Origin of the sequence: Pantoea sp. M_10 (assembly GCF_008631515.1) — a bacterium.
Lineage (GTDB): Bacteria > Pseudomonadota > Gammaproteobacteria > Enterobacterales > Enterobacteriaceae > Pantoea > Pantoea anthophila.
In genome coordinates this window covers 185706-211605 of record NZ_VWUL01000001.1, presented here as the reverse complement: position 1 = coordinate 211605, position 25900 = coordinate 185706, and the positions used below count along the sequence as shown (strand labels likewise).

Sequence of the window (25900 nt, the reverse complement as noted above, 5' to 3'; positions counted from 1 at the left end):
GCGGCTGTCGGGTGCACACGCTCCGTGCGCACCCGGCTTTCAGCCCGCTATCTGCTCCATCGTCTGCAGAATACGCTTATCCGAGATCGGATAAGGCGTACCCAGCTGCTGAGCAAAGTAGCTGATGCGCAGCTCTTCAATCATCCAGCGAATGCTGAGCACCTCTTCATCATCCTGACGCTGCGGCGGCAGCTTGTTGCGCCACGCCTGGTACGCCTGTTCCACCGCCTGAACTTTCAGCATCCGTGCCCGATCGCTGTGCGGATCGGCAGGCAGTTTCTCCAGTCGCCGCTCGATACCCTGCAGATAACGCAGCGTGTCGGCCAGTCGCTGCCAGCCGTTGCCGGTGACAAAGCCCCGATAGACCAGTCCGTTTAACTGCGCTTTGATATCGGACAGCGCCAGCGCCATGGTCATATCCACCCGGCCTTTCAGCCGTTTATTGATGTTAAAGACCGCCGTCAGAATCTGCTCTACCTGCTTAGCTATCGTCACCACGGTCTCATTAAGCTCACCGCGGACTTTGTCACGCAGCTGCTCAAACGAGGCCTGATCCCAGGCAGGGCCGCCCGCTTCCCCCATCAGTTTATCGATGCCGCAGGCGATGCAGTCGTCGATCAGCTCCAGCACTTTGCCATAGGGGTTAAAGTAGAGTCCGAGTTTGGCCTTGTTCGGTAACTTCTCGTGCAGATACTTCACCGGCGATGGCACATTCAGCAGCAGCAGACGACGCTGGCCGCGCCACATCATTTTTTGCTGCTCCTGTTCGCTGTCAAACAGGCGGATAGCAACGCTCTCTTTTTCATCTACCAGCGCAGGCCAGGCTTTAACCTGGTAACTGCCGCGCTTCTGTTCATAGCTGCGAGGCAGTTCACCAAAGCTCCAGAGATGCAGTCCGCTCTGTTCCAGCCCGTCATCGGCCACTTTCGACAGCGTCTCCTGCACTTTGTCTTTCAGCCGGGCCTTGAGCGCGGTGAGGTCCTTGCCTTCCAGCAGTTTACGATTGTGCTCGTCGACTACCCGGAAGGTCATTTTCAGATGATCGGGAACCTGATCCCACTGCCAGTTCTCCCGCTCCAGCGTAACGCCGGTCATGCGGCGAAACTCGCGCGCCAGCGCATCTGCCAGCGGCATCTCCATCGCCGTCACCCTTCCCAGAAACGCCTCGGCGTAGTTGGGAGCAGGCACCAGATGGCGGCGCAGCGGTTTCGGCAGCGACTTAATCAGCGCAATAATCAGCTCACGGCGCACGCCGGGGATCTGCCATTCAAAGCCGCTATCCTCAACCTGATTCAGCAACGGCAGCGGAATATGGACCGTCACACCATCGGCATCTGCGCCTGGCTCGAACTGGTAGCTCAGCTTCAGTTTCAGGTTGCTCTGATGCCAGAAGTTGGGATAGTCGAGCTGACTGACCTTGTCCGCGCCCTCTTTGATCAGCATCTGCCTGTCGAAGTTGAGCAGATCGGCGTTATCGCGGCTGGCCCGTTTCCACCAGCTGTCAAAATGTCTGGCCGAGACCACCTCTTTGCCGATGCGCTGGTCATAAAAAGCAAACAGCGTTTCGTCATCGACCAGAATGTCGCGGCGACGGGATTTATGCTCCAGATCTTCCACTTCGCTGCGCAGTTTCTGATTGGCGCGGAAGAAAGCGTGACGCGTCTGCCAGTCGCCCTCAACCAGGGCGTGACGGATAAAGAGTTCGCGGCTCAGGGTGGGATCGATGCTGCCGTAGTTGACCTTGCGCGCGGCAACAATCGGCAGGCCATAGAGCGTGACCTTCTCGGTTGCCATCACCGCCCCCTGCGATTTCTCCCAGTGCGGTTCGCTGTAGCTGCGCTTCGTCAGATGCTGCGCCAGCGGTTCAATCCACTCCGGCTCAATGCGTCCCGCCGTCCGCCCCCAGAGGCGGCTGGTTTCGACCAGCTCTGCCACCATGGTCCACTTCGGCGGCTTCTTAAACAGCCCGGAGCCAGGGAAGATGGCGAAGCGGGTATTACGCGCGCCGGTGTACTCCTGCTTGTCGGCATCTTTCTGTCCGATGTGCGACAGCAGACCGCTCAACAGCGCACAGTGAACCTGCTGTAACGGGGCCGGTTCGCTATTGACCGGAATACCCAGTTCGCGCACCACCTGCCGCAGCTGGGTGTAGATATCCTGCCACTCACGCACGCGCAGATAGTTGAGAAAGTCGCTTTTGCACTGGCGTCGGAACAGGTTGCCGGACAGAGCTTTCTGCTGCTCCGCCAGATAGTTCCACAGATTGACATAGGCCAGGAAGTCGGAATCTTTGTCAGCAAAGCGCCGGTGTTTTTCATCAGAGGCCTGCTTCTTCTCTGCCGGACGTTCGCGCGGGTCCTGAATCGACAGGCCCGCAGTGATAATCATCACTTCGCGCACACAGCCCAGCCGCTGCGCCTCCAGCACCATTCGCGCCAGGCGCGGATCGACCGGCAGCTGCGCCAGCTGTCGCCCGGAGCCGGTGAGCGTATAGTGGCCCGTCTCTTCATTCAGCGTCAGCGCGCCCAGCTCTTCCAGCAGGCGGATACCATCCTGAATATTGCGTTTATCGGGCGCTTCCACAAAGGGGAACGCCGCGATATCGCCCAGCCCCAGCGAGGTCATCTGCAGGATCACCGACGCCAGGTTGGTGCGCAGAATTTCGGGGTCAGTAAAGGCCGGACGACTCAGGAAATCCTCTTCCGAGTAGAGGCGGATACAGATACCGTCGGAAACACGTCCGCATCGTCCTTTACGCTGATTGGCCGAGGCCTGAGAAATCGCCTCAATCGGCAGACGCTGCACTTTGGTGCGGAAGCTGTAGCGGCTGATACGCGCGGTGCCGGGGTCAATCACATATTTGATGCCGGGCACCGTCAGCGAGGTTTCCGCCACGTTGGTGGCCAGCACGATGCGGCGGCCGCTGTGCGACTGAAACACCCGGTTCTGTTCGGCGTTCGACAGTCGTGCATACAGCGGCAGCACTTCAGTGTGCGGCAGGTCGCGCTTATTCAGCGCGTCGGCGGTATCGCGGATTTCACGCTCGCCGCTCATGAAGATCAGAATATCGCCCCGGCTCTCCTGTCCGAGTTCATCGACGGCATCAAAGATCGCCTGCAGCTGGTCACGGTCGCCATCCTCCGCCTCTTCAACCACCGGCCGGTAGCGCACTTCCACCGGGAAGGTGCGGCCGGAGACTTCGATAACCGGCGCATCGTTGAAATGCCGCGAGAAACGCTGCGGGTCGATGGTCGCAGAGGTGATGATCACCTTGAGATCGGGACGCCGCGGCAGCAGCTCACGCAGATAACCGAGCAGGAAGTCGATATTCAGGCTGCGCTCGTGGGCTTCGTCGATGATGATGGTGTCATATTGCATCAGCAGGCGATCCTGCTGGATCTCCGCCAGCAGGATCCCATCGGTCATCAGTTTGACCTGGGTCAGCTCGCTCACCTGGTCATTAAAGCGCACTTTATAGCCGACACAGCCGCCGGGCGAGGTGTTCAGCTCATCGGCGATGCGATTGGCCACGGTGCGTGCCGCCAGGCGACGGGGCTGGGTGTGACCAATCAATCCGGTCACGCCACGCCCCAGCGCCAGACAGATTTTCGGCAGCTGCGTGGTTTTACCGGAGCCGGTTTCCCCGGCCACAATCACGACCTGGTGATCGCGAATCGCGTCAGCGATATCCTGCTGTTTCTGGCTGACAGGCAAATTGTCCGGGAAGGTGATGGCTGGCGTCGCCGCGCGCCGCTGGGCGACACGCTGTTCAGCGGCGAAAACGTCCTGCTCCAGCTCGCGGGCTATGCCCTGTTGTGCCTCGGGGCTTTTGACTTTTCTGGCCCCCTGCAGACGGCGCTGCAGCCGCTGGCGATCGCGAAGCATTAAGCCGTCGAGCCGGGCCCGGAGCGCGGTCAGTGGAGACGTATCGGGAGATGACATAATAGTGACGTACCTTACTCAGACAGTGTCGCTGCAGAAACAGCGCCCTGGACGCCGGGATAACCAGCTGATTCAGTGAAAATAATTGCGCGCATAATAGCACATTCTGAACTGTTCCGGGGACGTGCCCCGGTTACGCTTATTCAATAAATTCGAACATAGCTCTCGAAATATTGCGCTTTCACCGCGCCATTGATAACCGTAGAGTGTAAACCATTGAGCGGAAACCCTTCCGCGTTACAGACAGGAAATCACCATGAGCAAAGTTTTAGTTCTGAAATCAAGCATCCTCGCAGGCTACTCACAATCAGGCCAGCTTGCTGACTTCTACGTTGAACAGGCAAAAGCCCAGGGTAAAGACGTGACCGTTCGTGATCTGGCTGCGAACCCGATTCCGGTTCTGGATGGTGAACTGGTCGGTGCTATGCGTCCTTCTGACACGCCGCTGTCTCCGCGCCAGCAGGAAGCGCTGGATCTCTCCAACGCGCTGATTGAAGAACTGCAGGCACATGACGAAGTGGTTATTGCGGCACCGATGTACAATTTCAACATCCCGACCCAGTTGAAAAACTATTTCGACCTGATTGCCCGTGCAGGCGTGACGTTCCGCTACACCGAAGCAGGCCCGGAAGGTCTGGTTAAAGGGAAAAAAGCGGTTGTGATCACCAGCCGTGGCGGGATTCACAAAGACACCCCGACCGATCTGCTGACGCCATACGTTAAGCTGTTCCTGGGCTTCATCGGCATCACTGACGTTGAGTTCGTGTTTGCTGAAGGTATCGCCTACGGTCCTGAAGTGGCCAGCAAAGCGACCGCTGAAGCGAAAGACGCGATCAAACAGATCGTCACCGCTTAAAAGGCGCTCATCTCAGGATGAGACGCACAATCAACCGGGCCACGCGCCCGGTTTTTTTTTGCGGCTTACGGCGTGCCCGGAGCCTCTTTTCTCAGCCACTGACCGTTAATGCCGCGCACATATTCCCCCACCGCCGCCCGGCTCACCAGTTTCTGCCCGGCAATGCTGGCGATATCTGCCGTGGAGAGATTGTTCTGTTCTGCCAGCCGCTGATATTGCTGATGCCGTCCGGCGTTGATGCGCTGCACCAGTGCCTGGGTTTCGCTGTCTCCGGCGCGCGCCGCGAGGTAGCCGGAGAGCGTTTCGCCCACCAGCCCCGACTGCCGGGCCTGATCCAGCGTCAGCGCCCAGGCGGGCTGCATCATCATCAGCGCGAGTAGCAGCGCCGCGCTTTTGCGTCTCATACGTGCTCTCCTCAGAACAGACCGCTCTGGTTTTTCAGTAACGCTTCCACGTCTTTATCCACCTTGATGTGGATCTCATGCTCAATTTTTACGTTCATATTGATGGTGATGGGATCTTTGGGTGCCGTAACCTCAATGCGCGGCACGCAGCCGATGCTCAGCAGTCCGGCTGCCAGAACCAGTAGTGCCCTCAGGCTCATGGTGAAGTGTCCTTGTTCGATGGCAAAGTCGCGTGTTGTTCCAGCCAGGATTGCAAATTATCGCCAAAGCGCAGGCTGCGCCAGAGCTGAAACAGATTTTCCTGATGATGGTAGTTAAGATTCACCGTCTGACGACGGTTGCTGAACCGGCTGACGCCCTGCACCTCTGCCGTCATGCTCAGGTCGCCGAGGTTATCCAGATTAATCGTCGCCCAGCTGCGGGAGATCTCCATATAGCGTAGCCAGTCCAGCGCCGCGCCAGTGGCGACGTTATTACGGGTAATGGCATCCGCCATATCGTTGTCCAGCCGGAAAGTCAGAGGGCCGCTGTTGGCTATCCACCCTTTCTCGACCAGCCAGCGGGGATTATTGAGCCACAGCGGCAGTTCACCGTTAACCCGTCCCGACATGGCGAACTGCTTAGGCTTCAGTGCGGTCACCAGCTCGCTGAGGCTGATTTGACGCAGCGTTACCCGCGCAGGCTCATGCTGTGGCATCTGCAATGCGGGCAGCGTAATCTGCCCGCCGAGGAGTTCCAGACTGACATCCTGCAACCTCAGCGGCGCGGCTTCGCTCCACGGCCAGCTGCCCTGCAGATCGGCACGGATATTCTGCATCGCAAACTGGTTTTTTACCTCGGCAATGCGCAGGGAAACCGGGCCATGCTGACCAAACTGCCACTGCCCGGCCCTGAAGCGAAAGGGCAGTGAGAAGTCGATACCATTGATCTGGCTGTCCGGCGTCCAGACGCTACCCTGCTTCACCGACCAGTGTCCACCGGCCTGAAAACCCTGCCCGGGAGCAGCGGAAAAGGCGAACTGCGCCTGCAGCTGACCATCCTGAATCTGCATTTTCATATCCGGGCTGATTAACGGCTGAAACACCCGGAGCGACTGTGACGGCCACCAGGCCTGACCGCGCAGCCGTTCGCCATCCCAGCGACCATTGACCCGCAGCGGGCCAATCCTGCCGGCATTCAGGCTGCCCCGCCAGATAAAGTCGCCGGGGTCGCGGCCTTTCGCCTCGAAATCGAGCGTAGAATCAGCCAGCCTGCCGCCATAGCTGAACCGGGTCTCGCCCGCCTGCAGCCGGAAATGGCCATTAAACGCCGGGTGGGCCGCATCGCGCTGCCAGTTAACGGATTCAGTGAGCGTCAGACGCGGACTGGCGACGTTGACACTGCCGTAGGCCAGCTGATTAAACCCGGTGGAGAGCGTATCCAGATGGATCAGCGTATCGTGCCAGCCGCCCGTGCCTTTTACATCCCAGCGTGCCTGAAGCGGCAGCATCTCGCCTCCGCCCCAGTAGCGCCAGTTCCATTCGCCCTTATCAGGCCAGAAGTCGCTGGCACGCCCATCGAGATGCAGCCGGAAACGGCCAAAACTGGCATCGTGCGCGTTAAGAATCGCCTGCAGACGGCCATCAATCCCCTGCGATGAGAGGCGCACGCCCGCCAGCGGCCAGCGCGCCTCGTCCACCTCCAGCGTGGAGAGCAGGCGGCCCCGCAGGCGCAGCAGCGATTTAGGCTGGAGTTGCAGCTGAGGGTCGAGGAGTGACCCGCTGAGCACGCCCGGAATAGAGCCGTAGAGTTGCAGATCCGCCAGCTTACTTTCGCCGGTCAGCTGAAACGGCAGATGGCTCTCTGTCAGGCTGAGGTGGCCGGGGCCGAGACCCAGCACAACGTTGCCCTTGCCGCCGCGCCCCCGGGTCAGCAGATTGAGGCGTCCGCTGATCTGGCTCTGTTCAAGCCCCGACTGCCAGTTCTCCAGCGTCAGATTCACAAAGCCGGAGAGCGGCTGGGCGGCGAACGGCCAGTAATATTCCCCCTTCTCAATCTGAATCTGGTCGCGACTGATCTGCCAGGGGAGACGCAGAAGCGGGCGATCCTGTTCCGCCGTCGTTGCGACTAATACGCCCTGCTGCTGCTGCCAGTTGAGGCTGAGCTGAAGCGGATACGGCAGCGCAGCCAGCGCCAGTTGTCCGGCCACCTCGCCATTTACCGGCAGGTCACTGGCAAAGGTGGGAAGTTCAAGATGACCCTCGAGGGTGATGGGTTCAGAGAGTGCCGGATGGGTCAGCGTCAGATGATCGACTGCCAGCTGCTGACCGGTCAGCGTTGCCGCCAGCTGCAGATTGTCACCCCGATAAGTCAGACGCTGGCGATCTTTTTCCAGCGTGAGATCCAGTGCACCCGCGTAGGTCTGCCACGGGGCCACCGTCAGCTTATCCAGATGGACATCGGCACCCGGCAGCATTGCCTGCCATTCGGCCAGCGTTCTGGGCGAACCGGGATTGTCGTCGTCCGCCGGCAGTTTTTGCAGACAGGCGCTGTCCAGCGTCAGCGCGGACGCGTTTAGTTTCCAGCGCGACTGATGCCAGCCCAGCGAGACGGCTTCTACCGTTGCCAGCGTACAGTCGCCCGCCAGATAACGAATTTCAGGCAACCACAGGCTTCCCTCCCGCCAGCGCGGTGCGCCAGACAGCTCAATGCGGGTCTCCTGCGGCAGCCAGATCCCGACCAGCCGGGGCAGCCATTGTGTCACTGTTAACATCAGGCCGAGCAGCAGCAGAATCAGCGCCAGAATAGCCGCCAGTCGCCGCCGGACTCTCCGTGGCATAAAAGCCATAATCCTTTTCCTCACCCTATCCTGACCATGATGATGGCATGTAAATTGCGCGAGGTGAAGGTCTGCCCCGGACGCATTTCAGCGGTTTCAGCAAAGTCCGTCAGAAAACGTTATCCTTGGTCTATCACCTCTGCAGGAGCACAACGATGAAGATCGCGGTTTACAGCACCAAGCATTACGATCAGAAATACCTTGAGCAGGTCAATCAGCAGTTCGGCTTTGAACTGGTGTTCTTCGACTTTTTACTCACTGAAAGCACCGCAAAAACGGCAGTGGATTGCGATGCGGTCTGCATCTTTGTCAATGATGATGGCAGCCGACCGGTGCTGGAAGAGCTGGCCGCGCTGGGTGTGAAGTATATCGCGCTGCGCTGTGCCGGTTTTAATAATGTCGATCTGGACGCTGCAAAAGAGCTGGGCCTGGAGGTGGTGCGTGTGCCCGCCTATTCGCCGGAAGCGGTCGCGGAGCATGCTATCGGCCTGATGATGACGCTGAACCGTCGTATTCATCGCGCCTATCAGCGCACCCGTGACGCGAACTTTTCACTCGACGGCCTGACCGGGTTTAACATGCATAACAAAACGGCGGGCGTGATAGGCACCGGTAAAATCGGCATTGCGACCATGCGCATCCTGAAAGGCTTTGGCATGCGGCTGCTGGCGTTTGACCCCTGGCCGAGCGAGCAGGCGCTGGAACTTGGCGCGGAGTATGTCGATCTGAAGACGCTGTTTGCGGAGTCGCACGTTATTACGCTGCACTGCCCGCTGACGCCGGAAAATCACCATCTGCTCAACGCCGAGGCGTTCAGCCAGATGCGTGACGGCGTCATGATTATCAATACCAGCCGCGGTGGTCTGATCGATTCACAGGCGGCGATTGATGCGCTGAAGCAGCAGAAGATTGGCGCGCTCGGCATGGATGTCTATGAGAACGAACGCGACCTGTTCTTTGAAGATAAGTCGAATGATGTGATTCAGGACGATGTCTTCCGCCGTCTGTCGGCGTGCCATAACGTGCTCTTCACCGGGCATCAGGCGTTTTTAACCGCCGAAGCCCTGACCGCCATTTCTGAAACCACGTTAAGCAATCTCAGTCAGCTCGATCGCGGTGAAAACTGCCCGAACCGACTCTCTGTCTGAGGGTGCGGGCCGGAGCAATCCGGCCTGTCTATCAGCGCGCGCAGTGCCCGCCGATCAGCGCCTGCTCATCACAACGACGCCCGTTCACTAACTGACACATCCCCACCCGGGATCCATCCAGCTGATGCGAAAAAGCCAGGGTTCCGCCTGCATTTTCACAGGTGCTTTCTGCCAGAGAAGACATCACCACGCGGGGCTGAACATGGGCGGCGGTGGCTTGTTGCGGTGGCTCGTTATCATCACTGTGGCTGCTGCAGGCAGAGAGGAATAACGCGGCACCGGCCAGCAAAAAGGTGGCTGCTTTCATCAGTCGGACTCCGGGAATTGGGATAATAGGCTGGCTCAGCATATGTCAGGCAGCACAAGGGGTCGAGAGGTGAAACAGCTTTTTACAAATTTCTGCGGCGTGTTTTGCAAGCAGAATTATCTTGTTTACCTGGTAACACTGAACTGTCACCCTTTTCCGGCCCCCCTTATTTCGGAGTAAAGCCATGTTAATGGATATGTTAATTCGCATTGCGCTGGCCGGTATTTTAGGCGGCCTCATCGGCCTGGAGCGGCAGATGCGGGCCAAAGAAGCCGGACTCCGCACCCACATCCTGGTCGGGATCGGCAGTGCGATGTTCATGCTGGTGTCGAAATATGGCTTTGCCGATATGCTGAACAGCGACCATGTCGCGCTGGACCCCAGCCGTATTGCGGCGCAGGTGGTCAGCGGCATGGGCTTCCTTGGCGCGGGTACCATCATGATCCAGAAGCAGGTGGTGAAAGGCTTAACCACGGCGGCGGGTTTATGGGTAACCGCAGCGATTGGCCTGGTCATCGGCAGCGGCATGTATGAGATCGGCATCTATGGCACCGTGCTGGCGCTGGTCGTGCTGGAAGTGTTCCGTCGTCTGAGCCACGTTTTAATCGGTAAACACCATACCCTGCTGGTTTTCCTGAAGCCGAAGAGTGTGCCGCTGGTGCTGCTGGTGATGCAGCGGGAAGGCATCCGCTACGGCAACGTGACGGTGATTAATCGCGATCAGGAAAGCGGACTGTGTGAACTCAGCGTGCAGGTTACGCTGTCGCGCAGGTCAAATGACGCGCATCTTTACGATAAGGTGATGGAGATTAAAGGGGTCCAGTCGCTGGAGATGATGTGAGCATCTGTCCTGTCTCACCGGGCTGGTGCGCCAGCCCGGTGGGTTTCAGACCCTGAAAATGTCGGCGCAGACGATGGCGCTCCCCTTGCCTGCTGCCGACGTTGTTAACAGCCTGATCCACTGTCACCCTTCAGAATGACCATCCTCTGACCTGACACATGGAGCCGGTCAGAAATTAATGACATAATCCGGTATTATTTATCAGCGAAATGATGACAGCCGGAGACCAATGCGCCCTGACTCTGACCCTGCAGACAATGCCCTGTCCGCGACCGCACGTAAAAGCAACTGGCGCGGGCTAAGCCTGCTGACGGTTATCCTGATCGCGGCTGCGGTGGCGATTATCATGATTCTGGACCATCGCAACTCGGTGAATAATGCGCTTGAAACCGGACAATGTCTGGCTGAGGAAGGCGCTGAAAACATTCTTGGCATACTCAGACATTTTTTACACCATGCCTATCGCTGGATCTTTAAAGCCTGCGGCTAATTAAATTCAGTGCAGCAGAAAATGGAGTAAGCCGTGCCGGTTCAGCAGCAGCAGAACGCCACCATACATTACGGCGACATAACAGATTAAAAAAAGCAGCAGCGTCATGAAAAATTTCACACCAGACTTTTTTATTTTGTGATCGTTATCCGGCTTTCTCATCGCGGTTAATCACCCCTCCTTTTTTAACCTGATTGCACAGCGGGATATTAAACGGTTCCTTTGTTCCGCTGTATTGCCGAAATGTGCGAAACGAATCCCCGGATGTCTGTCTGTTGATTTTACGTTGGATAAAGCCCAGCCCGACGACGTTATGCTTTTTCATCCGGGTGGACACGTTCTCAAGAAACAAACAACTGATTGTTTACTATCTCATTTTCCAGAGAATAAAGTGCAGTCTGAAATTAACAGAGAGTTCGATTCAGGCCATTAAACCAGCCTGTCGATGAAGCTGATTATAATCTTTTCCGCTCAACACAGATTAAACCGCGTGCGACTTTCAGATCACTCCGTTTAATCTGTCCCAGCCTGACTCACGCAGAACTCCCGATTTAAAAAGCAAAATATTTAAATTTGATATGGGTCAAATTTCACTCACGATATAATAGTGCCTGTTTATGTCTGATTGATCTTTACCTGCTCATGCTGGTTAATTTGCTGAACCGGTGGCATCAATGAAATATCTGTTAATCCTCTCCTTCATTTTTATGATCGCAGGCTGCGCGACAAAGAACGATAACGCGCGAACCGCGACTGACCAGGCTTCATCCCCCTCCTGCTCCTCGCACAGTGATGAAATCGACTGTCAGTGGAAAGAGGTCCCCGCCAGCTGAGGAGGTAACGCTGACTTTTCTCCGCCGCATGCGCCAATGTGAAATGCTGCAACATCCCTTTATCTCCCCGTTTGCCTTTACGCAACGTGCGGAAGGTGAACTCTGGCGTCTTAATCCGCGGATTACTTCACTCCGGCACTGGCATTCGCGGCAACAATCCGTACCATACGCTGCATATTCGTGACACCGCAGAGAAGTGGCTGGCTGAATGCGCACGTTGATTTGCCCTCAGGCTACGCTTTCTGGTTTTAGAGATAGGTAAAAATGCAAGATAATCAAACGGTTGACAAGAAAGAACAGTACAACCTCAATAAACTGCAGAAACGCCTGCGCCGTCATGTCGGCGAAGCCATTGCAGATTTCAATATGATCGAAGAAGGTGACCGCATCATGGTCTGCCTGTCGGGCGGAAAAGACAGCTATACCATGCTGGAAATTCTGCGCAGTCTGCAAAAAAGCGCCCCGGTCAGTTTCAGCCTGATTGCCGTTAACCTGGACCAGAAGCAGCCTGGCTTCCCTGAGCATATCCTCCCGGCCTATCTGGAGTCTCAGGGGGTGGAGTACCGGATTATCGAAGAAGATACCTACTCCATCGTCAAAGAGAAGATTCCGGAAGGGAAAACCACCTGCTCTCTCTGCTCACGCCTGCGCCGTGGCATTCTGTACCGCGTTGCCACGGAGCTGGGCTGCACGAAAATTGCGCTGGGCCACCACCGCGATGACATTCTGCAGACGCTGTTCCTCAACATGTTTTATGGCGGGAAAATGAAAGGCATGCCACCGAAGCTGATGAGCGACGATGGCAAGCAGATTGTGATCCGCCCGCTGGCCTACTGCCGCGAAAAAGATATCATCCGCTTCTCGGAAGCGCGTCAGTTCCCGATTATCCCCTGCAACCTCTGCGGTTCTCAGCCAAACCTGCAGCGTCAGGTGGTAGCCGATATGCTGCGTGACTGGGATAAGCGCTACCCGGGCCGTATCGAAACGATGTTCAGTGCGATGCAGAATGTCGTGCCGTCGCACCTCGCCGATGTCAGTCTGTTCGACTTCAAAGGCATCAAACATGGCGATGCGGTGGTGGACGGGGGCGATATCGCCTTTGACCGCGAAACGCTGCCGTTACAGCCGGCAGGCTGGCGGCTCGATGATGAAGATGCCCCTGTCACAGGCGCACGTCTGGATGTGCTTCAGATTAAGTAAATGCCGGAAAAAAAGAAGGGCGTGCTGCTGGCAGCACGCCCTTCTTTATATGTTGCGGTGTGGCGGTGGATCCATTATCGGCGGAAACTCCGGATCCGTCGGCGGATCGGGCTGAGGTTGCGGATGGGGGATCGGGTCAGGAATCGGGGTCGGATCCGTGGGGATCGGCTCGCTGTTGTAAATCGCGCTCATGCCGTACTCCTTTTCTTGCGAATGGACTTTAAGCTTAGGTAAGGAACGGCGTTCCAGCCAGCCAGGCAAAAAAAAGCCGGCGCACTGGCCGGCATGTTTCGAATTAAATGTGCTATGCATTAATTCTAAATCAGGAAGTAAGACAATATGGAGCGCAACGCCCATCGCTTGACGTTGCATTCACCTGCGGGAGAGAGTTTGCGTCAACGGCGACATCGGGTTCTTGATATCGATCAGCTTTTGCCGCCTTTCCTCGAATTTCAGCGCCTGAGCTGAGATGCCCCCTCCCCGTCGCGCTACAGCCAGTGCCGTTTACGCAGATAACCGGCGACGCCGACAGCCAGAACCACCAGCAGCAGGCAGAAAATGGAAAAGCCGTATCGCCATTCTCCGCCCGGAATGCCGCCGAGGTTTACGCCGAACAGACCGGTCAGGAAGGTGGCTGGCAGGAAGATCATCGCCATGACTGACATGGTATAAGTGCGCCGGTTCATCGATTCGGCCATGGCAGAGGCAACCTCGTCGGCCAGAATGGCGGTTCGCGCCACGCCAGCATCCAGGTCATCCAGCCCGCGTCCCAGCCTGTCGGCAATCTCCTGCATCCGACGCCGCTCGTTGTCATCCATCCAGGCCAGTTTTTCGCTCGCCAGCCGGGCATAGACATCGCGCTGCGGGGCCATATAGCGCCGCATCACAATCAGCTGTTTGCGCAGCAGACCCAGCTCACCCCGCGCGGGCATCCGCTGATCCAGCAGCGCATCCTCCAGCTCAATGATTTTGTCATGCAACTCTTCGATAAATTCGCTGGTGTGATCGGTCAGGGCATCACAGACATCGACCAGCCAGCTGCCGCAATCGATCGGGCCGTTGCCGTTCTGCAGGTCGGTCAGTACTTCATCCACGGCAGAGACTTTGCGCCGGCGGGTCGAAACAATCAGCTTGTCATTGATAAAGACCCGCATCACGACCAGCTGGTCACGGCGCGCGTCGCTGTTGTGGTTAACGCTGCGCAGCACAATCATGAAGCCATCACCCAGACGGCTGACGCGCGGACGCATACTGTCACCCGCCAGGGCATCACGGACGGCATCGGGAATTTGAGGCGTCGACTGCAGCCACTCTGCGCTTTTACGATGGGTGTAGTTCAGATGCAGCCAGCAGGGCTGCTCGCACTGAATCACCTCATCTTCCGCGATCGGGATCATGCCGCCCTTGCCATCAAGCTGGCAGGAAATGATGGCGTCTGAAACCTGCAATGCTTTTCCTTCAATTACGTCCACACCGTCCCCTCACTATCAAAATCAATACGATACAGTCTAGCGTGGCGGCGATGAGTTGCAATCTCCGGGCTGTGTAGAAAGATGTCAGCCGGTGGCCGGATGAACAGCCACCGGAGGCTTAATGTTTCTCGATCCAGAGCTCGCGGCTGTAGGCGACATCTTCGGGGTTAGTGATGGGATACCCTTTGACCCAGGGTTTAATCAGGCGGCCATTGGTGTACTGATAGATCGGGGCGATGGGTGCCTGATCCGCCAGAATCTGTTCCGCGCGGTTATAATCGCTGTTGCGCGCCTCGTCACTGGTCTCGCGACTCGCTTTGGCCAGCACGGCATCGTAATCCGCGTTGCTGAAGCGGGGAATGTTGCTGCTGTTGCCGGAGGTCAGCAGATTCAGGAAAGTGGATGGCTCATTGTAATCGCCGACCCAGGATGCCCGGATCACATCGAAGTTGCCGCTGTTACGGCTGTCGATGTAAGTTTTCCACTCCTGATTTTCCAGCGAGACATCCACGCCAAGGTTCTTTTTCCACATAGACGCCACCGCGATAGCAATCTTCTGATGGCTCTCCGAGGTGTTATAAAGCAGCTTAAGCCTGAGCGGTTTACCCGGCCCATAGCCCGCTGCGGTGAGCAGTGCTTTTGCCTGCGCGTTGAGATTGTTCTGGTCATGTTGCTGCAGGAAAGAAGGCAGCGGCCTGAAGCCAGCGGTGACATCCGGGGTAAAGTGCCATGCGGGTTTTTCACCGGTTCCCAGCACTTTTTCCGCAATAATCCGGCGATCAATAGACCAGGAGAGCGCTTTGCGAACCCGCGCATCAGCGGTCGGCCCCTTCTGCGTATTAAACGCATAGTAATAGGTGCCCAGCTGGTCAGGCGTGTAGACCTCACCCGGCAGACTTTTCTTCAGCAGACCATACATCTCTTTAGGAAATGATTCGGTGATATCGATGTCGTTGGCGCGATAACGCTTGGTGGCACTCGACTCTTCGTTGATCGGAACAAACGTCACCCGGGTCAAAACCGAATGGGCATCATCCCAGTAGTGCGGATTGCGCGTCAGGACAATTTTCTCATTTACCACGCGCTCGCTGAGCTGATAGGCCCCGTTGCCGACCAGTTTACCGGGCGCGGTCCAGCTGTCGCCCTGCTGCGCCAGGGTCTTCTGCGGCACCGGAAAGAGCGCCACATTAGCCACCAGCGCCGGGAACCACGGCACCGGACGATCCAGCGTGACCTTCAGGCGGCTGTTATCCTGCGCCACCACGCCCAGCTTATCCGGTGTCATCTGACCTTTGGCGATCGCCGCCGCATTCTCAATACCGCTTAAGGCGGCGAACGAGGCCGACGGTGAACTGTTTTCAGGGTCAACAAGGCGCTGCCAGCTGTAAACAAAATCCTGCGCGGTGACCGGCTCGCCATTCGACCAGCGTGCGTTGTTGCGCAGCGTAAAGATCCAGGTTTTGTTGTCGCTGCTGCTCCAGCTCTGGGCCACGCCCGGTACGATTTTGCCGTGCGCATCCTGATTGGTCAGGCCTTCAAAGAGATCGCGAATGACCTGAATCTCTGGCAGGCCGACCGCTTTAAGTGGATCGAGCGAAGCGGGTTCATCCTTGATATGACGCACGATCTGCTGCTGCTCAGCCAGCTGCGCGCCAGCGGGTGGATTCGCCGCGAGGGCGGGTGTGAAGAGGCTGCTCAGACTGATGGCGGCCAGCGTCATGCGAAAGGTTTTAACCATAATCACTCCTTTACCTCAAAGAAGCGCTGCACGACGCCGAACGCGATGCAGCTTGTGCAGGGCACTTTAACGCAAATCGCTGATGGATAAATAACTATTTTCCGCCTTCTGCTTTTCCGCTACTTTTAATAAAACCCTTCGAGGAATTCATTATGTCGCCACTTCATCCGCGCCCGCTGCGGGGCAAGCTGGACGTTCCGTATCAGCAGTATGGTCGCTCACTCCTGGGCGCGCCGCTGCTCTGGTTTCCGGCTCCGCTGGGCGATTCGGAGAGCGGGCTGATCCTGGCAGGCACCCATGGGGATGAGAATGCGGCTATCGCCACGCTCTCCGCCGCATTGCGGACGCTGCCCGATGGCATGCGGCGGCATCATGTGGTGTTAGCGGTTAATCCAGACGGCTGTCAGCTGGGGTTGCGCGCGAATGCCAGTGGTGTGGATCTCAACCGTAACTTTCCGGCCGCAAACTGGCAGTCGGGCGATACCGTTTATCGCTGGAACAGCGCCGCCGATGCGCGCGATGTGGCGCTCTCAACCGGCAATCATCCCGCCTCAGAACCGGAAACCCAGGCGCTCTGCGCCCTGATTCATCAGATCAAACCACGCTGGATCGTCTCCTGGCATGAGCCGCTGGGGTGCATTGATGACCCGCATCAGTCAGAAATAGGCGGCTGGCTGGCCGACCACACCGGCCTCCCCCGCGTCACCAGCGTCGGATATGACACTCCCGGCTCCTTCGGCAGCTGGTGCAAAGATCTCAGCCTGCCCTGCGTGACCGCGGAACTGCCGGTAATCTCCGTGGATGAAGCGACGGAAGTCTACCTTGAGGTGATGGTTAACCTGCTGCGCTGGCAGCAATGAGCAACTGACCGTTCCGCACGTTAATCGGTGGTTCGGCATCCACCGCCAGCCAGGTCGGGCCATCAAGATCGGCAAAACGGGTCTGCGGCACCAGCGGCAGTGCGGCGCGTATCGCCCGCGAGGTGCAGAGCATGCAGCCAAGCATGACCGCAAAGCCCTGCTGCTGCGCCGCTTCGGCCAGCGCCAGCGCTTCGGTCAGCCCGCCAGCCTTATCCAGCTTGATATTGACCATCTCATAACGGCCGCGCAGCGCCGGCAGGCTGTCACGCGTGTGACAACTCTCATCGGCACAGATCGGCAGGGGATGAATAAAGTTTTCCAGCGCCGCATCTTCACCGGCGGGCAGTGGCTGCTCCAGCATCGCCACGTCGATATCGGCCAGCAGCTGGCAGCGCGCCGCCAGCCCCTCTGCATGCCAGGATTCGTTCGCATCGACAATCAGGGTGGCTTCCGGCACCGCTGCGCGGATCGCCATCAACCGCTCGGTAATGAAATTATCATCCAGCTTAATTTTCAGTAGCGTGGCACCATGCTGCCACAGCGCCAGCGCGCTGCTGGCCATCGCTGCCGGTGTGTCGATGCTCACCGTCTGGGCGGTCACCACCTCCGGGGGCGCCGTGACGCCATTCAGCTGCCACAGGCTGCTTTTCTGCTGATGAACGGCGAGATCCCACAGCGCGCTGTCGATAGCGTTACGTGCAGCACCGGCGGGCAGCGCCTGCTGCAGTGCCTCGCGCGTCATGCCCTGCTGCAGCGCGGGCAGCAGAGAGGCGATCTGCGCCAGTACAGAGGCCTCGGTTTCGCCGTAGCGGGCATAAGGCGTCGCCTCACCCACCCCCTTGACGCCCGCCTCTTCAATCTCAACCACCACCACCTTCACTTCGGTTCGGGTTCCACGGGCAATGACAAACGGGGTATGCAACGGCCAGGCTTCGGGATAACTTTTTACCGTTCTCATTTCCACTCCAGAATGAATGACGCAGTGGCAGACCGCCACAGAGATTTCGACAATTGAACTCGTAAACCCTTAACATTTATGTCATAAACAACGGCTAAGTTTAGCCTTTTTGTATCAGCGCTTTTTTATCATCAAAAGGAATCACTATGTCTCAGACTGTTCATTTTCAGGGTAATGCCGTCCCGGTTGCAGGTCAGTTCCCTCAGGCGGGCGATAAAGCCAAAGCGTTCACCCTGGTGGCGAAGAACCTGGTTAACGTTGCGCTCTCTGAGTATGCAGGAAAACGCAAAATTCTGAACATTTTCCCGAGTGTGGATACCGGCGTGTGTGCGTCATCAGTTCGTAAATTCAATCAGGCAGCCAGCGAACTGAATAACACCGTAGTGTTATGTATCTCTGCTGACCTGCCGTTTGCCCAGTCGCGCTTCTGTGGCGCAGAGAACCTGAGCAACGTGGTGACCCTGTCGACGCTGCGCGGCTCAGAGTTTAAGTATGATTATGGCGTGGAAATTGCCGATGGTGCGCTGGAAGGTCTGACCGCGCGTGCGGTGGTGGTGCTGGATGAGAATGATAAAGTGCTTTACAGCCAGCTGGTGGATGAAATCACCAACGAACCTGATTATGACGCAGCGCTGGCCGCGCTGAAGTAATAAAAAAAGCGGATAACCGGGTTATCCGCTTTTTCCCTTTCGCGCATAGCCTATTCGCTGTCGCTGCGCTTCTGCCCCAGACCATATTCCCGCAGCTTATTGGCAATCGCCGTGTGCGACACGCCAAGCCGTTTTGCCAGTTTTCGGGTGCTGGGATAGGAGAGGTAAAGCCGCGTCAGGATTGAGCGCTCAAAACGGCTGGTGATTTGATCCAGCGTTCCTTCCAGCGCCTCATCACCCAGCGACACATCCAGCGCCTGCTCAGGCAGTACGATGTCCTGAGGACGCAGTTCGTAACCCTCCAGCTGGGTTAACGCCCGGTAAAGCGCATTCTTTAACTGACGCACGTTGCCCGGCCAGGCATAACGGGTCAGAAACGCGTTGAGCTGCGGAGAGAGGCGTGGACGCGCCATCCCCTGCTCATCCGCAAAGCGGGCAACAAACATCTCGGTCAGCGGCAGAATATCCTGCGGACGGTCGCGCAGAGGCGGCAACTGCAGCGTCAGGACGTTGAGACGGTAGAAGAGATCTTCGCGGAACTCTCCGCGCTGTACCAGCTCAATCAGGTTCTTCTGCGTGGCGCAGATCACCCGTACATTCACATGCACTTCATGCTCTTCACCGACGCGGCGGAAGGTGCCGTCATTGAGAAAACGCAACAGTTTGGTCTGCATTCTCGGCGACATCTCACCGATTTCATCCAGCAGCACCGAGCCGCCGTTCGCCTGTTCGAAAAAGCCCTTCTTGCCTTCAAGCGCATTAGGATAGGCGCCGGCAGCATGTCCAAACAGCTCGCTTTCCGCAACGTCGTCAGGCAGTGAGGCGCAGTTCAGCGCCAGGAAAGGATTCTTGCCGCGGGCGCTGCGCAGATGGCAGGCGCGCGCGAGCATGTCTTTCCCGGTGCCGGTGTCGCCCACAATCAGCAACGGCGCATCCAGCATCGCCAGCTTGCGGGCCTGATCCACCACCTGCCGCATTTTCGGCGTCACGGCAATGATGTGATCAAACTCCGAATCGTCGGTGACCACCAGATTCTGCAGCTGACGGCCCATGCGGGCGGTCGACTTCAACATCACCATCGCGCCGACCGGCCGGTCGCTCTGGCCCTCTTCACCCGGCAGATAGATGGGACGCGCTTCCATCAGAAAATCCCGGCCTTCAATAACGACATGCTGCGCCTGCGCTTCCACCCGATCGCTCTCGAGCCAGCGCATAAAGTTAAAGCCGGTGATCAGATGACCGGCGCTGAAATTGCGCATCTTCTCTTCATCGAGATTGAAGAGGTTTTGTGCCGCCGGATTAGCTAACTCAACCTTACTTTTCAGATCGACAGAGAACACGGGATCGGGCATCGCCACCAGCAGCGCACTCAGCGCACGGTGTTCCCGCTCAGAAGGCATGTACGTGACAGTGCGCACATCTGTCACGCCGGGCGTACGCCGGATTTCAGCCATCAGATTGCTGAAGGCATCAAATTCCAGCGCAGCAAAGTTGAGATAGATGCGCCCAATCGCCGTAATTTCGATACCGCGTAAATCAATATTGCGTGCCACCAGCAGGTCGAGCAGTTCACGCGTCAGACCGATACGGTCCTGACAGAACACTTCCAGACGCATTGCGTTCGCCTTAATCAGGTTCAGATGGTGCAATGATACGCTAAGTCGCGCACTGGCAGAAAGAACTCTGTCAGGAAAAGTTGACACTTCTGGTGTGGATGATGGCGTTTTGTACTGCGCCGCTGAGATCATGATTCTGTCTCAGAGTGTCAGGATTTGTCAGCGCCGGAGTTTTTATCCCATCCGACTTGCTGTATATTTTTCAAAACCGAATAAAAACCACTATAAAATGCTGACTTTCTTCGCAAAATATCTGACGGTAGGTGTCATCAATACCCTGCTTCACTGGGCCACCTTCTTTATCTGCCTTAGCCTGGGCCTTTTCCAGTCAACCGCTAATCTGTTGGCGTTTTGTCTGGCCGTCACCTTCTCTTTCTTTGTGAATGCACGCTGGACCTTTAATCAGCAGGCAACAGCCTGGCGCTATCTTCTTTACGTCCTGTTTATGGGGGCAATGGCCTTTAGCGTGGGTTATCTCGCTGACCGGCTCGGCCTCTACCCTCTGATAACGCTGATCGCCTCATCCGCCCTGAGTCTGGCGTGTGGCTTCCTTTTTTCCCGCTTTATCGTCTTTAAAGGAGAGTCATGAACATCTCTTTGGTGGTACCGGTATTCAATGAAGAAGAGGCTATTCCCCATTTTTATCAGGCCGTGAGAGAAGATGAGGCGCTTGCGGCCTGGCAGGTTGAGATTGTTTTTATCGATGATGGCAGCACGGACGCAACGCGTGCGCTGATTACTCAACTGAGCCAGCGCGATCCGCTGGTGCGCAGCCTGTCGTTTATTCGTAATTTTGGCAAAGAGCCGGCGCTGTTTGCCGGACTGGAAGCGGCAACCGGCGAGGCCATAATTCCAATAGATGTGGATTTACAGGATCCTATTACGATAATTCCCGAAATGGTCCGTAAATGGCAGGCGGGTGCCGATATCGTTTTAGCCAAACGGATTGACAGAAGTGCTGATGGTCATCTGAAGCGCAAAACCGCCCGCTGGTTTTACAAGCTGCATAACAAAATCAGCTATCCGCAGATTGAAGAGAACGTGGGTGATTTCCGGCTGATGTCGCGGGAAGTGGTTGAGAACATTAAACGGCTGCCCGAAAAAAATCTGTTTATGAAAGGCATTCTGAGCTGGGTCGGCGGACAGACTGACATTGTTGAATATGTCCGGACTGAGCGGGTCGCGGGGCACAGTAAATTCGGAGGCTGGAAATTGTGGAATCTGGCGCTGGAGGGACTGACCTCTTTCTCAACCGTACCGCTACGTATCTGGTCTTATCTGGGTTTTCTGGTTGCCTCATTGGCCTTTCTTTATGGGCTCTGGATGATTGCAGATAAACTCCTGTTCGGTAATCCGGTGCCTGGCTATCCCTCTATCCTGGTTTCCGTCCTGTTTCTTGGCGGAGTTCAGCTGATTGGCATTGGTGTACTGGGTGAATATATTGGCCGCATCTATATGGAAACCAAAAACCGGCCTCGCTATATTTTGCGAAAATCCGTGGAAAATAAATCAAGCCCACCCGAAAACATCGATTAAATTGTCCGGTAAACGGGCAGAGATAATGGTCAGATTAAAAGGATGACAGATGATCGCCACCGATAACGGCCTGACCCGCCGTCAGGTTTTTTTACTTTTTGCGTTAGTTTTTCTGGTGGCCTACAGTCCCGCCTGGCTGACCCAATACGCCTATACCGATGACTGGACCAATCTCTACTGGGCCAATTTTGACAGGCTCAGTATTTTAAACTGGGACACCCTGTCGGGCAGACCGGTCTATGGCATTATTCAGTACAGCGCCTCATTCCTGGTCGCGAGCATAGAACGCCTGGCACTCCTGCGCGGTGTCGCCATTATTCTGCTTATCTTTACCGGCTATTATCTCTATACCCTTTGCCAGAAATATCAGCTGATGGAAAACCAGGCTCAGCGGATAACCTTTGCGTTATTACTCTGCCTGCTTCCCTCCTTTCAGGTTTATATTGCCTGGGCATCCTGCTTTCCTTACATCGCGGCCATTTTACTGGCAGGTGCCAGCTACCACTTCTCGACTAAACCCGGCGTGACAGGCCGCGTGTCAGCGGTGTGCCTGCTGACCGTTGCCTTTTGTCTCTATCAGCCAGCCGCAATGAGCTTTACCTTTTTTGCCGCCTTGGATCTCTGCCTTTCAGCACGAAAAATTGACAGAAAGCGGGCTGCAATTTCTCTGATCGTACTGGGTGCCGGTATGTTTGCGGCGCTGCTCGCATCAAAGGTCCTCCCGGTCCAGCTTTATGGCCACACGCTGCCGCGCTCCGCCTTCAGCTATAACGTCCCGGCTAAGCTCAGCTGGTTTTTCACGGAATACCTTAAGAACGTGATCTGCAATTTTGACCTCGGCGCAAAAACGGTTTCAGTCATCATCTCGTCGATCATTATCGGTTTTGGGCTGAAGAAAATTAAGGCAGCCGGTAACGACAAATTTTATCTGATGTTTATCTTACTGGTTATCGCCGCTCTGCCTAACCTGATTGTCAGTGAGAGCATGGCGGCCTACCGGACGCTTATTGCCGGTGCGCTGATGACTACCAGCGCTTTTATTCTGGGCCTGTTTGAACTCAGTAAAAAGCTGAAGTGGAAAAAGACATTCTATGCCCTGCTGGTTATCGCGGCGGCCTCACTGTCCATCAGTCACCTTATCAACGGTTATTCCGTACCTGCCCGCAAGGAGTTTGCCCTGCTCGAACGGGCGATCACGCAGCAGGTGCCGAAAGCGTTCAACGGGGCGCTCTACTATCGCCTGACCGGGGAGTATTTACCGAAAGTCGCTACGCTGCGGAAATATGATGATTTTGGCGGACTGGGCCTGAGCATGTCATGGACCTTTGCCGGGATGGCCCATTTTATCCGCGAGAAAAATGGCATGGCCTATACCCTACCCGAAAATCCGGTTATCACAGATGAAGGGCATTGTCCGGGTGACTGTCTGATTATCGATTCCCGTCAGGTTCTGCGTCAGACACCGTAATTGGCATGAAGGCGGCCTGGCCGCCTTCATGCTTGCAGACGCGCTTCAGGAGGATTTGTTGTTGCCCTTCTGCAGCGCCTCTTTCATCTGTCCCAGCAACTCACGCCGGAAATCGCCCAGCCGGGGCTTATCCTGCTCCAGCCAGGGCAGCGGACGGCAAAGCTCCATCGCTTTTACACCCAGACGTGCGGTCAGTAAACCGGCACCAATGCCCTGCGCGGCACGCGTTGAGAGCCGGGCGGCGATATCCTGCGACATCCAGTCCATCCCCACTTCCCGCACCAGCTCTGACGCCCCGGCAAAAGCCATGTTAAGCAGCACCAGACGGAACAGGCGGATACGGCTGAAATAGCCCAGTTCGATGCCGTAGATGGCAGCGATGCGGTTGACCAGCCGCAGATTGCGCCAGGCGATAAACGCCATATCAACCAGCGCCAGCGGGCTGACCGCAATCATCAGGGTGGACTCGGCTGCATGGCGACTGATTTCACGCCGCGCCTGGCGATCCAGCACCGGCTGCACCAGCTGCGCATAGAGACGGACAATCTCACTGTCGTTTTGGGTTTCATGCAGGGACGCGTGCCAGCGCTGCAAAGCCGGATGCGCCTGGTCCAGTTCCGCCTGCTGCGCCAGCTTTTCACAGAAGGCCCGGCCTTTGCCGATGCCATGACTGTGCAGCAGTTCACGGCCGACATCCCGCTCTTCAGCGCGCTGACGCAGCTGATAGAGACGACGCCACTCCGTGGTCAGGGCACCCACCCCCGCCAGGACGATCAGGCCACCAGCTACACCGCTGCCCAGTGAGAACCAGTCGCGGGCCAGCCAGGCGTCATGGGTCCACTGCACGCCCTGGGCAATGACGCTGACGCCAAACAGCAGTGCGCCTGCAGTCACCAGTTTACGCCACAGGCTGCGCTTCGGTTTCAGCGCGGCCTCCACTGCCCGTTCGCCTGGGCCCTCATCTTCAACGGCGACATCTTCATCCTGTACTGCCAGAAAGGCGGCATCGGCCTCTGCATCAAAGGCGTGTGCCGGGCGCAGTGGCGTGGCGCGGCTCTCCTCCAGCGGACGGGCAAAATCGATACGCGGCTTCAGCGGATCACTCATCGCAATTTATCTCCCAACAAAAATTCCAGCGCGGCATCCATGCGGATATGAGGCAGCGGACGATCGACGTCGAGCTGCTGCGGGCGGAATTGTTCAAACTGAAAACCCTGCTGCTGCCAGAAGGCATTGCCGGGCAGACGCGGCGGAACGTCGCCAGGATAGACGGTCAGCGGCTCGCCATTATCCAGCCGGTTACCGCGCAGTGCCGGGATCTTTTCGCCACGGTGATCGACCAGCCCGCTCTGCGTCGCCTGTACTGAAGCCAGTCCGATGCATTCCATCGTGATCCCTTCAAACGCCGCGTTCTGCCAGGCATCCTGCACCAGCTGCTGCAACAGCGAAACCATATTGCCATGCTGATCGCTGGTGATGTGATCGGCCTTGGTGGCAGCAAACAGCAATTTATCAATCACTGGCGAGAAGAGCCGGCGAAACAGCGTGCGCTGGCCGTAATGAAAACTCTGCATCAGCTGCGTCAGGGCCAGGCGCATGTCGTTAAACGCCTGCGGCCCGCTGTTCAGCGGTTGCAGGCAGTCAACCAGAACAATCTGGCGGTCGAAACGCAGAAAGTGGTTCTTATAAAAGCCTTTCACGACATGCTGACAGTAGTAGTTAAACCGCTGCTGCAACATGCCGAAGTTACTGCCCTTGTCCGCCTGCGCCAGCTTCGTCAGCCGGGCCTCATCGGTGGTCGGCCAGGGGAAGAACTGCAGCGCAGGCGCGCCCGCCATATCACCGGGCAGGACAAAGCGGCCAGGCTGAATAAAGTGTAAGCCTTCGGCTTTACAGCGGTGCAGATAGTCGGTCCAGGCGGCGGCGATTTCTGCCAGCCGGGTTTCATCGGCGGGTGCCAGCGGGTCCAGGTTCTCGCAGAGGGCGCGCCACGGCGCAGCCCACTCCGCGCGGTCGCCCTGCAACAGTCCGTTCATCTGCCGGGACCAGGCGAGGTAGTCCTGCGCCAGCATCGGCAGATCCAGCAGCCACTCACCAGGATAATCAACTATTTCCAGATAGAGGGTCGCGGTCTCTTTCAGGTGGCGCAGCAGGGAATCGCTGGGACGGTAACGCAGCGCCAGACGCATTTCGCTGACGCCACGGGTGGGCACAGGCCAGGCGGGTGGCGTGCCGTAGAGCTGTGCCAGCCCTTCGTCGTAGGTAAAGCGTGCGGTGCCCATGTCGCGCTGCGGCACCCGCTTGACACCTAACAGACGCTCATCCCGCACAACGGAAAACAGCGGCAAACGAGCGCCGCTGTGAACGGTTAACAGCTGGTTAACCAGAGAAGTGATAAAGGCGGTTTTACCGCTGCGGCTTAATCCGGTGACCGCCAGACGAAGATGGCGATCGACGCCGCGGTTCATTAACGCCAGTAGTTCAGTTTGCAGTCTTTTCATCTTTCTCCCTGATGAAGCGCGACGCAACCCGATTCATCACCCGCTTCAGCAGTGGCTCCAGCGCCACGGCCAGCAGCAGACGTAACGGGCGTCGCGCTACCGATTTCACCGCCCAGCCCGTCACACCGGCCGGACCATAGGTAACAGCATTGATAATGATGAATCTGGCCGCCGACTTCAATGCAGGTGCCGCGCGGTGACGGAACATTGTGGATCGCGAAAAAGACATAACACCTCCATTGCGTGAACGAACGGGCCTGAT

At 57.1% G+C, this 25900-nt stretch carries 24 protein-coding genes; 11 read left to right on the top strand and 13 right to left on the bottom strand.

The features are described 5' to 3' along the window. Window positions 1–39: 39 nt before the first annotated feature. The gene (gene hrpA / locus F3I47_RS01045) at window positions 40–3942 is read right to left on the bottom strand and encodes an ATP-dependent RNA helicase HrpA (protein ID WP_150041120.1); all 3903 of its coding nucleotides are present in this window, start codon (window positions 3940–3942) and stop codon (window positions 40–42) included. Window positions 3943–4198: 256 nt separating this feature from the next. On the opposite strand from hrpA, the gene F3I47_RS01040 reads away from it, so the two are divergent. Next, window positions 4199–4798 (top strand): FMN-dependent NADH-azoreductase, encoded by a 600-nt coding sequence (locus F3I47_RS01040; RefSeq protein WP_009090062.1) that lies wholly within the window; start codon window positions 4199–4201, stop codon window positions 4796–4798. A gap of 65 nt (window positions 4799–4863) precedes the next feature. Here F3I47_RS01040 and F3I47_RS01035 read toward each other — a convergent pair whose 3' ends face one another. From F3I47_RS01035 to F3I47_RS01025, 3 genes are read right to left on the bottom strand one after another with little or no spacing between them, the layout of a single operon-like run. Further along, the gene (locus F3I47_RS01035) at window positions 4864–5202 is read right to left on the bottom strand and encodes a YdbL family protein (RefSeq protein ID WP_009090060.1); all 339 of its coding nucleotides are present in this window, start codon (window positions 5200–5202) and stop codon (window positions 4864–4866) included. An 11-nt stretch (window positions 5203–5213) separates the two neighbouring features. Then, window positions 5214–5402 (bottom strand): YnbE family lipoprotein, encoded by a 189-nt coding sequence (locus tag F3I47_RS01030; protein WP_009090058.1) that lies wholly within the window; start codon window positions 5400–5402, stop codon window positions 5214–5216. Further along, the gene (locus F3I47_RS01025; RefSeq protein ID WP_150029545.1) at window positions 5399–8029 is read right to left on the bottom strand and encodes a YdbH family protein; all 2631 of its coding nucleotides are present in this window, start codon (window positions 8027–8029) and stop codon (window positions 5399–5401) included. The genes F3I47_RS01030 and F3I47_RS01025 overlap by 4 nt, the downstream gene beginning before the upstream one ends. Window positions 8030–8175: 146 nt before the next feature. Here F3I47_RS01025 and F3I47_RS01020 point away from each other — a divergent pair, with 146 nt between their 5' ends. Then, window positions 8176–9168 (top strand): 2-hydroxyacid dehydrogenase, encoded by a 993-nt coding sequence (locus tag F3I47_RS01020; RefSeq protein ID WP_009090054.1) that lies wholly within the window; start codon window positions 8176–8178, stop codon window positions 9166–9168. A gap of 31 nt (window positions 9169–9199) precedes the next feature. Here F3I47_RS01020 and F3I47_RS01015 read toward each other — a convergent pair whose 3' ends face one another. Beyond that, window positions 9200–9475 (bottom strand): DUF333 domain-containing protein, encoded by a 276-nt coding sequence (locus F3I47_RS01015; RefSeq protein ID WP_009090053.1) that lies wholly within the window; start codon window positions 9473–9475, stop codon window positions 9200–9202. Window positions 9476–9659: 184 nt separating this feature from the next. Here F3I47_RS01015 and F3I47_RS01010 point away from each other — a divergent pair, with 184 nt between their 5' ends. From F3I47_RS01010 to ttcA, 4 genes are all read left to right on the top strand, one after another. Beyond that, entirely contained in the window at window positions 9660–10316 is a 657-nt protein-coding gene (locus F3I47_RS01010; RefSeq protein WP_033736241.1) for an MgtC/SapB family protein, read from the top strand. Between the two features lie 229 nt (window positions 10317–10545). Further along, complete coding sequence (locus F3I47_RS01005) at window positions 10546–10806, top strand: hypothetical protein (protein ID WP_150029544.1); 261 nt, start codon at window positions 10546–10548, stop codon at window positions 10804–10806. 674 nt (window positions 10807–11480) lie between these two features. Beyond that, window positions 11481–11639 carry a hypothetical protein gene (locus F3I47_RS22260; protein WP_190311342.1) on the top strand — a complete coding sequence of 53 codons (159 nt, stop codon included), beginning with the start codon at window positions 11481–11483 and terminating at the stop codon, window positions 11637–11639. A gap of 264 nt (window positions 11640–11903) precedes the next feature. Next, window positions 11904–12839 carry a tRNA 2-thiocytidine(32) synthetase TtcA gene (gene ttcA / locus F3I47_RS01000; RefSeq protein ID WP_150029543.1) on the top strand — a complete coding sequence of 312 codons (936 nt, stop codon included), beginning with the start codon at window positions 11904–11906 and terminating at the stop codon, window positions 12837–12839. 45 nt (window positions 12840–12884) lie between these two features. Here the strand turns inward: ttcA and F3I47_RS22675 are convergent, their stop codons facing one another. The 3 genes from F3I47_RS22675 to F3I47_RS00990 all read right to left on the bottom strand — a co-directional run bounded on the left by F3I47_RS22675 (window position 12885) and on the right by F3I47_RS00990 (window position 16049). Then, the gene (locus F3I47_RS22675) at window positions 12885–13211 is read right to left on the bottom strand and encodes a hypothetical protein (protein ID WP_140925444.1); all 327 of its coding nucleotides are present in this window, start codon (window positions 13209–13211) and stop codon (window positions 12885–12887) included. A 116-nt stretch (window positions 13212–13327) separates the two neighbouring features. Beyond that, window positions 13328–14311 carry a zinc transporter ZntB gene (gene zntB, locus F3I47_RS00995; RefSeq protein ID WP_009090042.1) on the bottom strand — a complete coding sequence of 328 codons (984 nt, stop codon included), beginning with the start codon at window positions 14309–14311 and terminating at the stop codon, window positions 13328–13330. A gap of 118 nt (window positions 14312–14429) precedes the next feature. Continuing rightward, a complete protein-coding gene (locus F3I47_RS00990; RefSeq protein ID WP_150029542.1) occupies window positions 14430–16049 on the bottom strand; it encodes an ABC transporter substrate-binding protein in 1620 nt (539 codons plus the stop codon). A 152-nt stretch (window positions 16050–16201) separates the two neighbouring features. On the opposite strand from F3I47_RS00990, the gene mpaA reads away from it, so the two are divergent. Next, window positions 16202–16909: a murein tripeptide amidase MpaA gene (gene mpaA, locus F3I47_RS00985; RefSeq protein ID WP_058957867.1), complete on the top strand. Its 708-nt coding sequence runs from the start codon at window positions 16202–16204 to the stop codon at window positions 16907–16909. On the opposite strand, the gene ycjG is transcribed toward mpaA, so the two are convergent. Continuing rightward, the gene (gene ycjG / locus F3I47_RS00980) at window positions 16884–17867 is read right to left on the bottom strand and encodes an L-Ala-D/L-Glu epimerase (protein ID WP_009090037.1); all 984 of its coding nucleotides are present in this window, start codon (window positions 17865–17867) and stop codon (window positions 16884–16886) included. The genes mpaA and ycjG overlap by 26 nt on opposite strands. Window positions 17868–18013: 146 nt before the next feature. Here ycjG and tpx point away from each other — a divergent pair, with 146 nt between their 5' ends. Continuing rightward, a complete protein-coding gene (gene tpx / locus F3I47_RS00975) occupies window positions 18014–18517 on the top strand; it encodes a thiol peroxidase (protein WP_046101893.1) in 504 nt (167 codons plus the stop codon). 50 nt (window positions 18518–18567) lie between these two features. On the opposite strand, the gene tyrR is transcribed toward tpx, so the two are convergent. Next, window positions 18568–20133 carry a transcriptional regulator TyrR gene (tyrR, locus tag F3I47_RS00970; protein WP_058957869.1) on the bottom strand — a complete coding sequence of 522 codons (1566 nt, stop codon included), beginning with the start codon at window positions 20131–20133 and terminating at the stop codon, window positions 18568–18570. A gap of 229 nt (window positions 20134–20362) precedes the next feature. Here tyrR and F3I47_RS00965 point away from each other — a divergent pair, with 229 nt between their 5' ends. Genes F3I47_RS00965 through F3I47_RS00955 form a run of 3 tightly spaced genes read left to right on the top strand, consistent with a single transcriptional unit; the run spans window position 20363 to window position 23137 of the window. Continuing rightward, entirely contained in the window at window positions 20363–20722 is a 360-nt protein-coding gene (locus F3I47_RS00965; protein WP_150029541.1) for a GtrA family protein, read from the top strand. Beyond that, the gene (locus F3I47_RS00960) at window positions 20719–21669 is read left to right on the top strand and encodes a glycosyltransferase family 2 protein (protein WP_150029540.1); all 951 of its coding nucleotides are present in this window, start codon (window positions 20719–20721) and stop codon (window positions 21667–21669) included. The genes F3I47_RS00965 and F3I47_RS00960 overlap by 4 nt, the downstream gene beginning before the upstream one ends. Window positions 21670–21718: 49 nt before the next feature. After that, window positions 21719–23137, top strand: coding sequence for a hypothetical protein (locus tag F3I47_RS00955; protein WP_150029539.1), 1419 nt, complete (start codon window positions 21719–21721; stop codon window positions 23135–23137). Window positions 23138–23182: 45 nt separating this feature from the next. Here the strand turns inward: F3I47_RS00955 and F3I47_RS00950 are convergent, their stop codons facing one another. From F3I47_RS00950 to pspD, 3 genes are read right to left on the bottom strand one after another with little or no spacing between them, the layout of a single operon-like run. Continuing rightward, window positions 23183–24244, bottom strand: a complete 1062-nt coding sequence (locus tag F3I47_RS00950) for a YcjF family protein (RefSeq protein ID WP_150029538.1) — start codon at window positions 24242–24244, stop codon at window positions 23183–23185. Continuing rightward, on the bottom strand, window positions 24241–25638 hold the full coding sequence (locus tag F3I47_RS00945; RefSeq protein ID WP_009090026.1) for a YcjX family protein: 1398 nt from the start codon (window positions 25636–25638) through the stop codon (window positions 24241–24243). The genes F3I47_RS00950 and F3I47_RS00945 overlap by 4 nt, the downstream gene beginning before the upstream one ends. Next, on the bottom strand, window positions 25619–25867 hold the full coding sequence (gene pspD / locus F3I47_RS00940; protein ID WP_009090024.1) for a phage shock protein PspD: 249 nt from the start codon (window positions 25865–25867) through the stop codon (window positions 25619–25621). Before pspD ends, F3I47_RS00945 begins: the two co-directional genes overlap by 20 nt. Window positions 25868–25900: the final 33 nt, after the last annotated feature.

Bases quoted from the DNA above. Each gene is read 5' to 3' on its own strand.
- hrpA (WP_150041120.1), bottom strand. From the start codon at position 3,942: ATGTCATCTCCCGATACGTCTCCACTGACCGCGCTCCGGGCCCGGCTC.
- F3I47_RS01040 (WP_009090062.1), top strand. From the start codon at position 4,199: ATGAGCAAAGTTTTAGTTCTGAAATCAAGCATCCTCGCAGGCTACTCA.
- F3I47_RS01035 (WP_009090060.1), bottom strand. From the start codon at position 5,202: ATGAGACGCAAAAGCGCGGCGCTGCTACTCGCGCTGATGATGATGCAG.
- F3I47_RS01030 (WP_009090058.1), bottom strand. From the start codon at position 5,402: ATGAGCCTGAGGGCACTACTGGTTCTGGCAGCCGGACTGCTGAGCATC.
- F3I47_RS01025 (WP_150029545.1), bottom strand. From the start codon at position 8,029: ATGGCTTTTATGCCACGGAGAGTCCGGCGGCGACTGGCGGCTATTCTG.
- F3I47_RS01020 (WP_009090054.1), top strand. From the start codon at position 8,176: ATGAAGATCGCGGTTTACAGCACCAAGCATTACGATCAGAAATACCTT.
- F3I47_RS01015 (WP_009090053.1), bottom strand. From the start codon at position 9,475: ATGAAAGCAGCCACCTTTTTGCTGGCCGGTGCCGCGTTATTCCTCTCT.
- F3I47_RS01010 (WP_033736241.1), top strand. From the start codon at position 9,660: ATGTTAATGGATATGTTAATTCGCATTGCGCTGGCCGGTATTTTAGGC.
- F3I47_RS01005 (WP_150029544.1), top strand. From the start codon at position 10,546: ATGCGCCCTGACTCTGACCCTGCAGACAATGCCCTGTCCGCGACCGCA.
- F3I47_RS22260 (WP_190311342.1), top strand. From the start codon at position 11,481: ATGAAATATCTGTTAATCCTCTCCTTCATTTTTATGATCGCAGGCTGC.
- ttcA (WP_150029543.1), top strand. From the start codon at position 11,904: ATGCAAGATAATCAAACGGTTGACAAGAAAGAACAGTACAACCTCAAT.
- F3I47_RS22675 (WP_140925444.1), bottom strand. From the start codon at position 13,211: ATGCAACGTCAAGCGATGGGCGTTGCGCTCCATATTGTCTTACTTCCT.
- F3I47_RS00990 (WP_150029542.1), bottom strand. From the start codon at position 16,049: ATGGTTAAAACCTTTCGCATGACGCTGGCCGCCATCAGTCTGAGCAGC.
- mpaA (WP_058957867.1), top strand. From the start codon at position 16,202: ATGTCGCCACTTCATCCGCGCCCGCTGCGGGGCAAGCTGGACGTTCCG.
- ycjG (WP_009090037.1), bottom strand. From the start codon at position 17,867: ATGAGAACGGTAAAAAGTTATCCCGAAGCCTGGCCGTTGCATACCCCG.
- tpx (WP_046101893.1), top strand. From the start codon at position 18,014: ATGTCTCAGACTGTTCATTTTCAGGGTAATGCCGTCCCGGTTGCAGGT.
- tyrR (WP_058957869.1), bottom strand. From the start codon at position 20,133: ATGCGTCTGGAAGTGTTCTGTCAGGACCGTATCGGTCTGACGCGTGAA.
- F3I47_RS00965 (WP_150029541.1), top strand. From the start codon at position 20,363: ATGCTGACTTTCTTCGCAAAATATCTGACGGTAGGTGTCATCAATACC.
- F3I47_RS00960 (WP_150029540.1), top strand. From the start codon at position 20,719: ATGAACATCTCTTTGGTGGTACCGGTATTCAATGAAGAAGAGGCTATT.
- F3I47_RS00955 (WP_150029539.1), top strand. From the start codon at position 21,719: ATGATCGCCACCGATAACGGCCTGACCCGCCGTCAGGTTTTTTTACTT.
- F3I47_RS00950 (WP_150029538.1), bottom strand. From the start codon at position 24,244: ATGAGTGATCCGCTGAAGCCGCGTATCGATTTTGCCCGTCCGCTGGAG.
- F3I47_RS00945 (WP_009090026.1), bottom strand. From the start codon at position 25,638: ATGAAAAGACTGCAAACTGAACTACTGGCGTTAATGAACCGCGGCGTC.
- pspD (WP_009090024.1), bottom strand. From the start codon at position 25,867: ATGTCTTTTTCGCGATCCACAATGTTCCGTCACCGCGCGGCACCTGCA.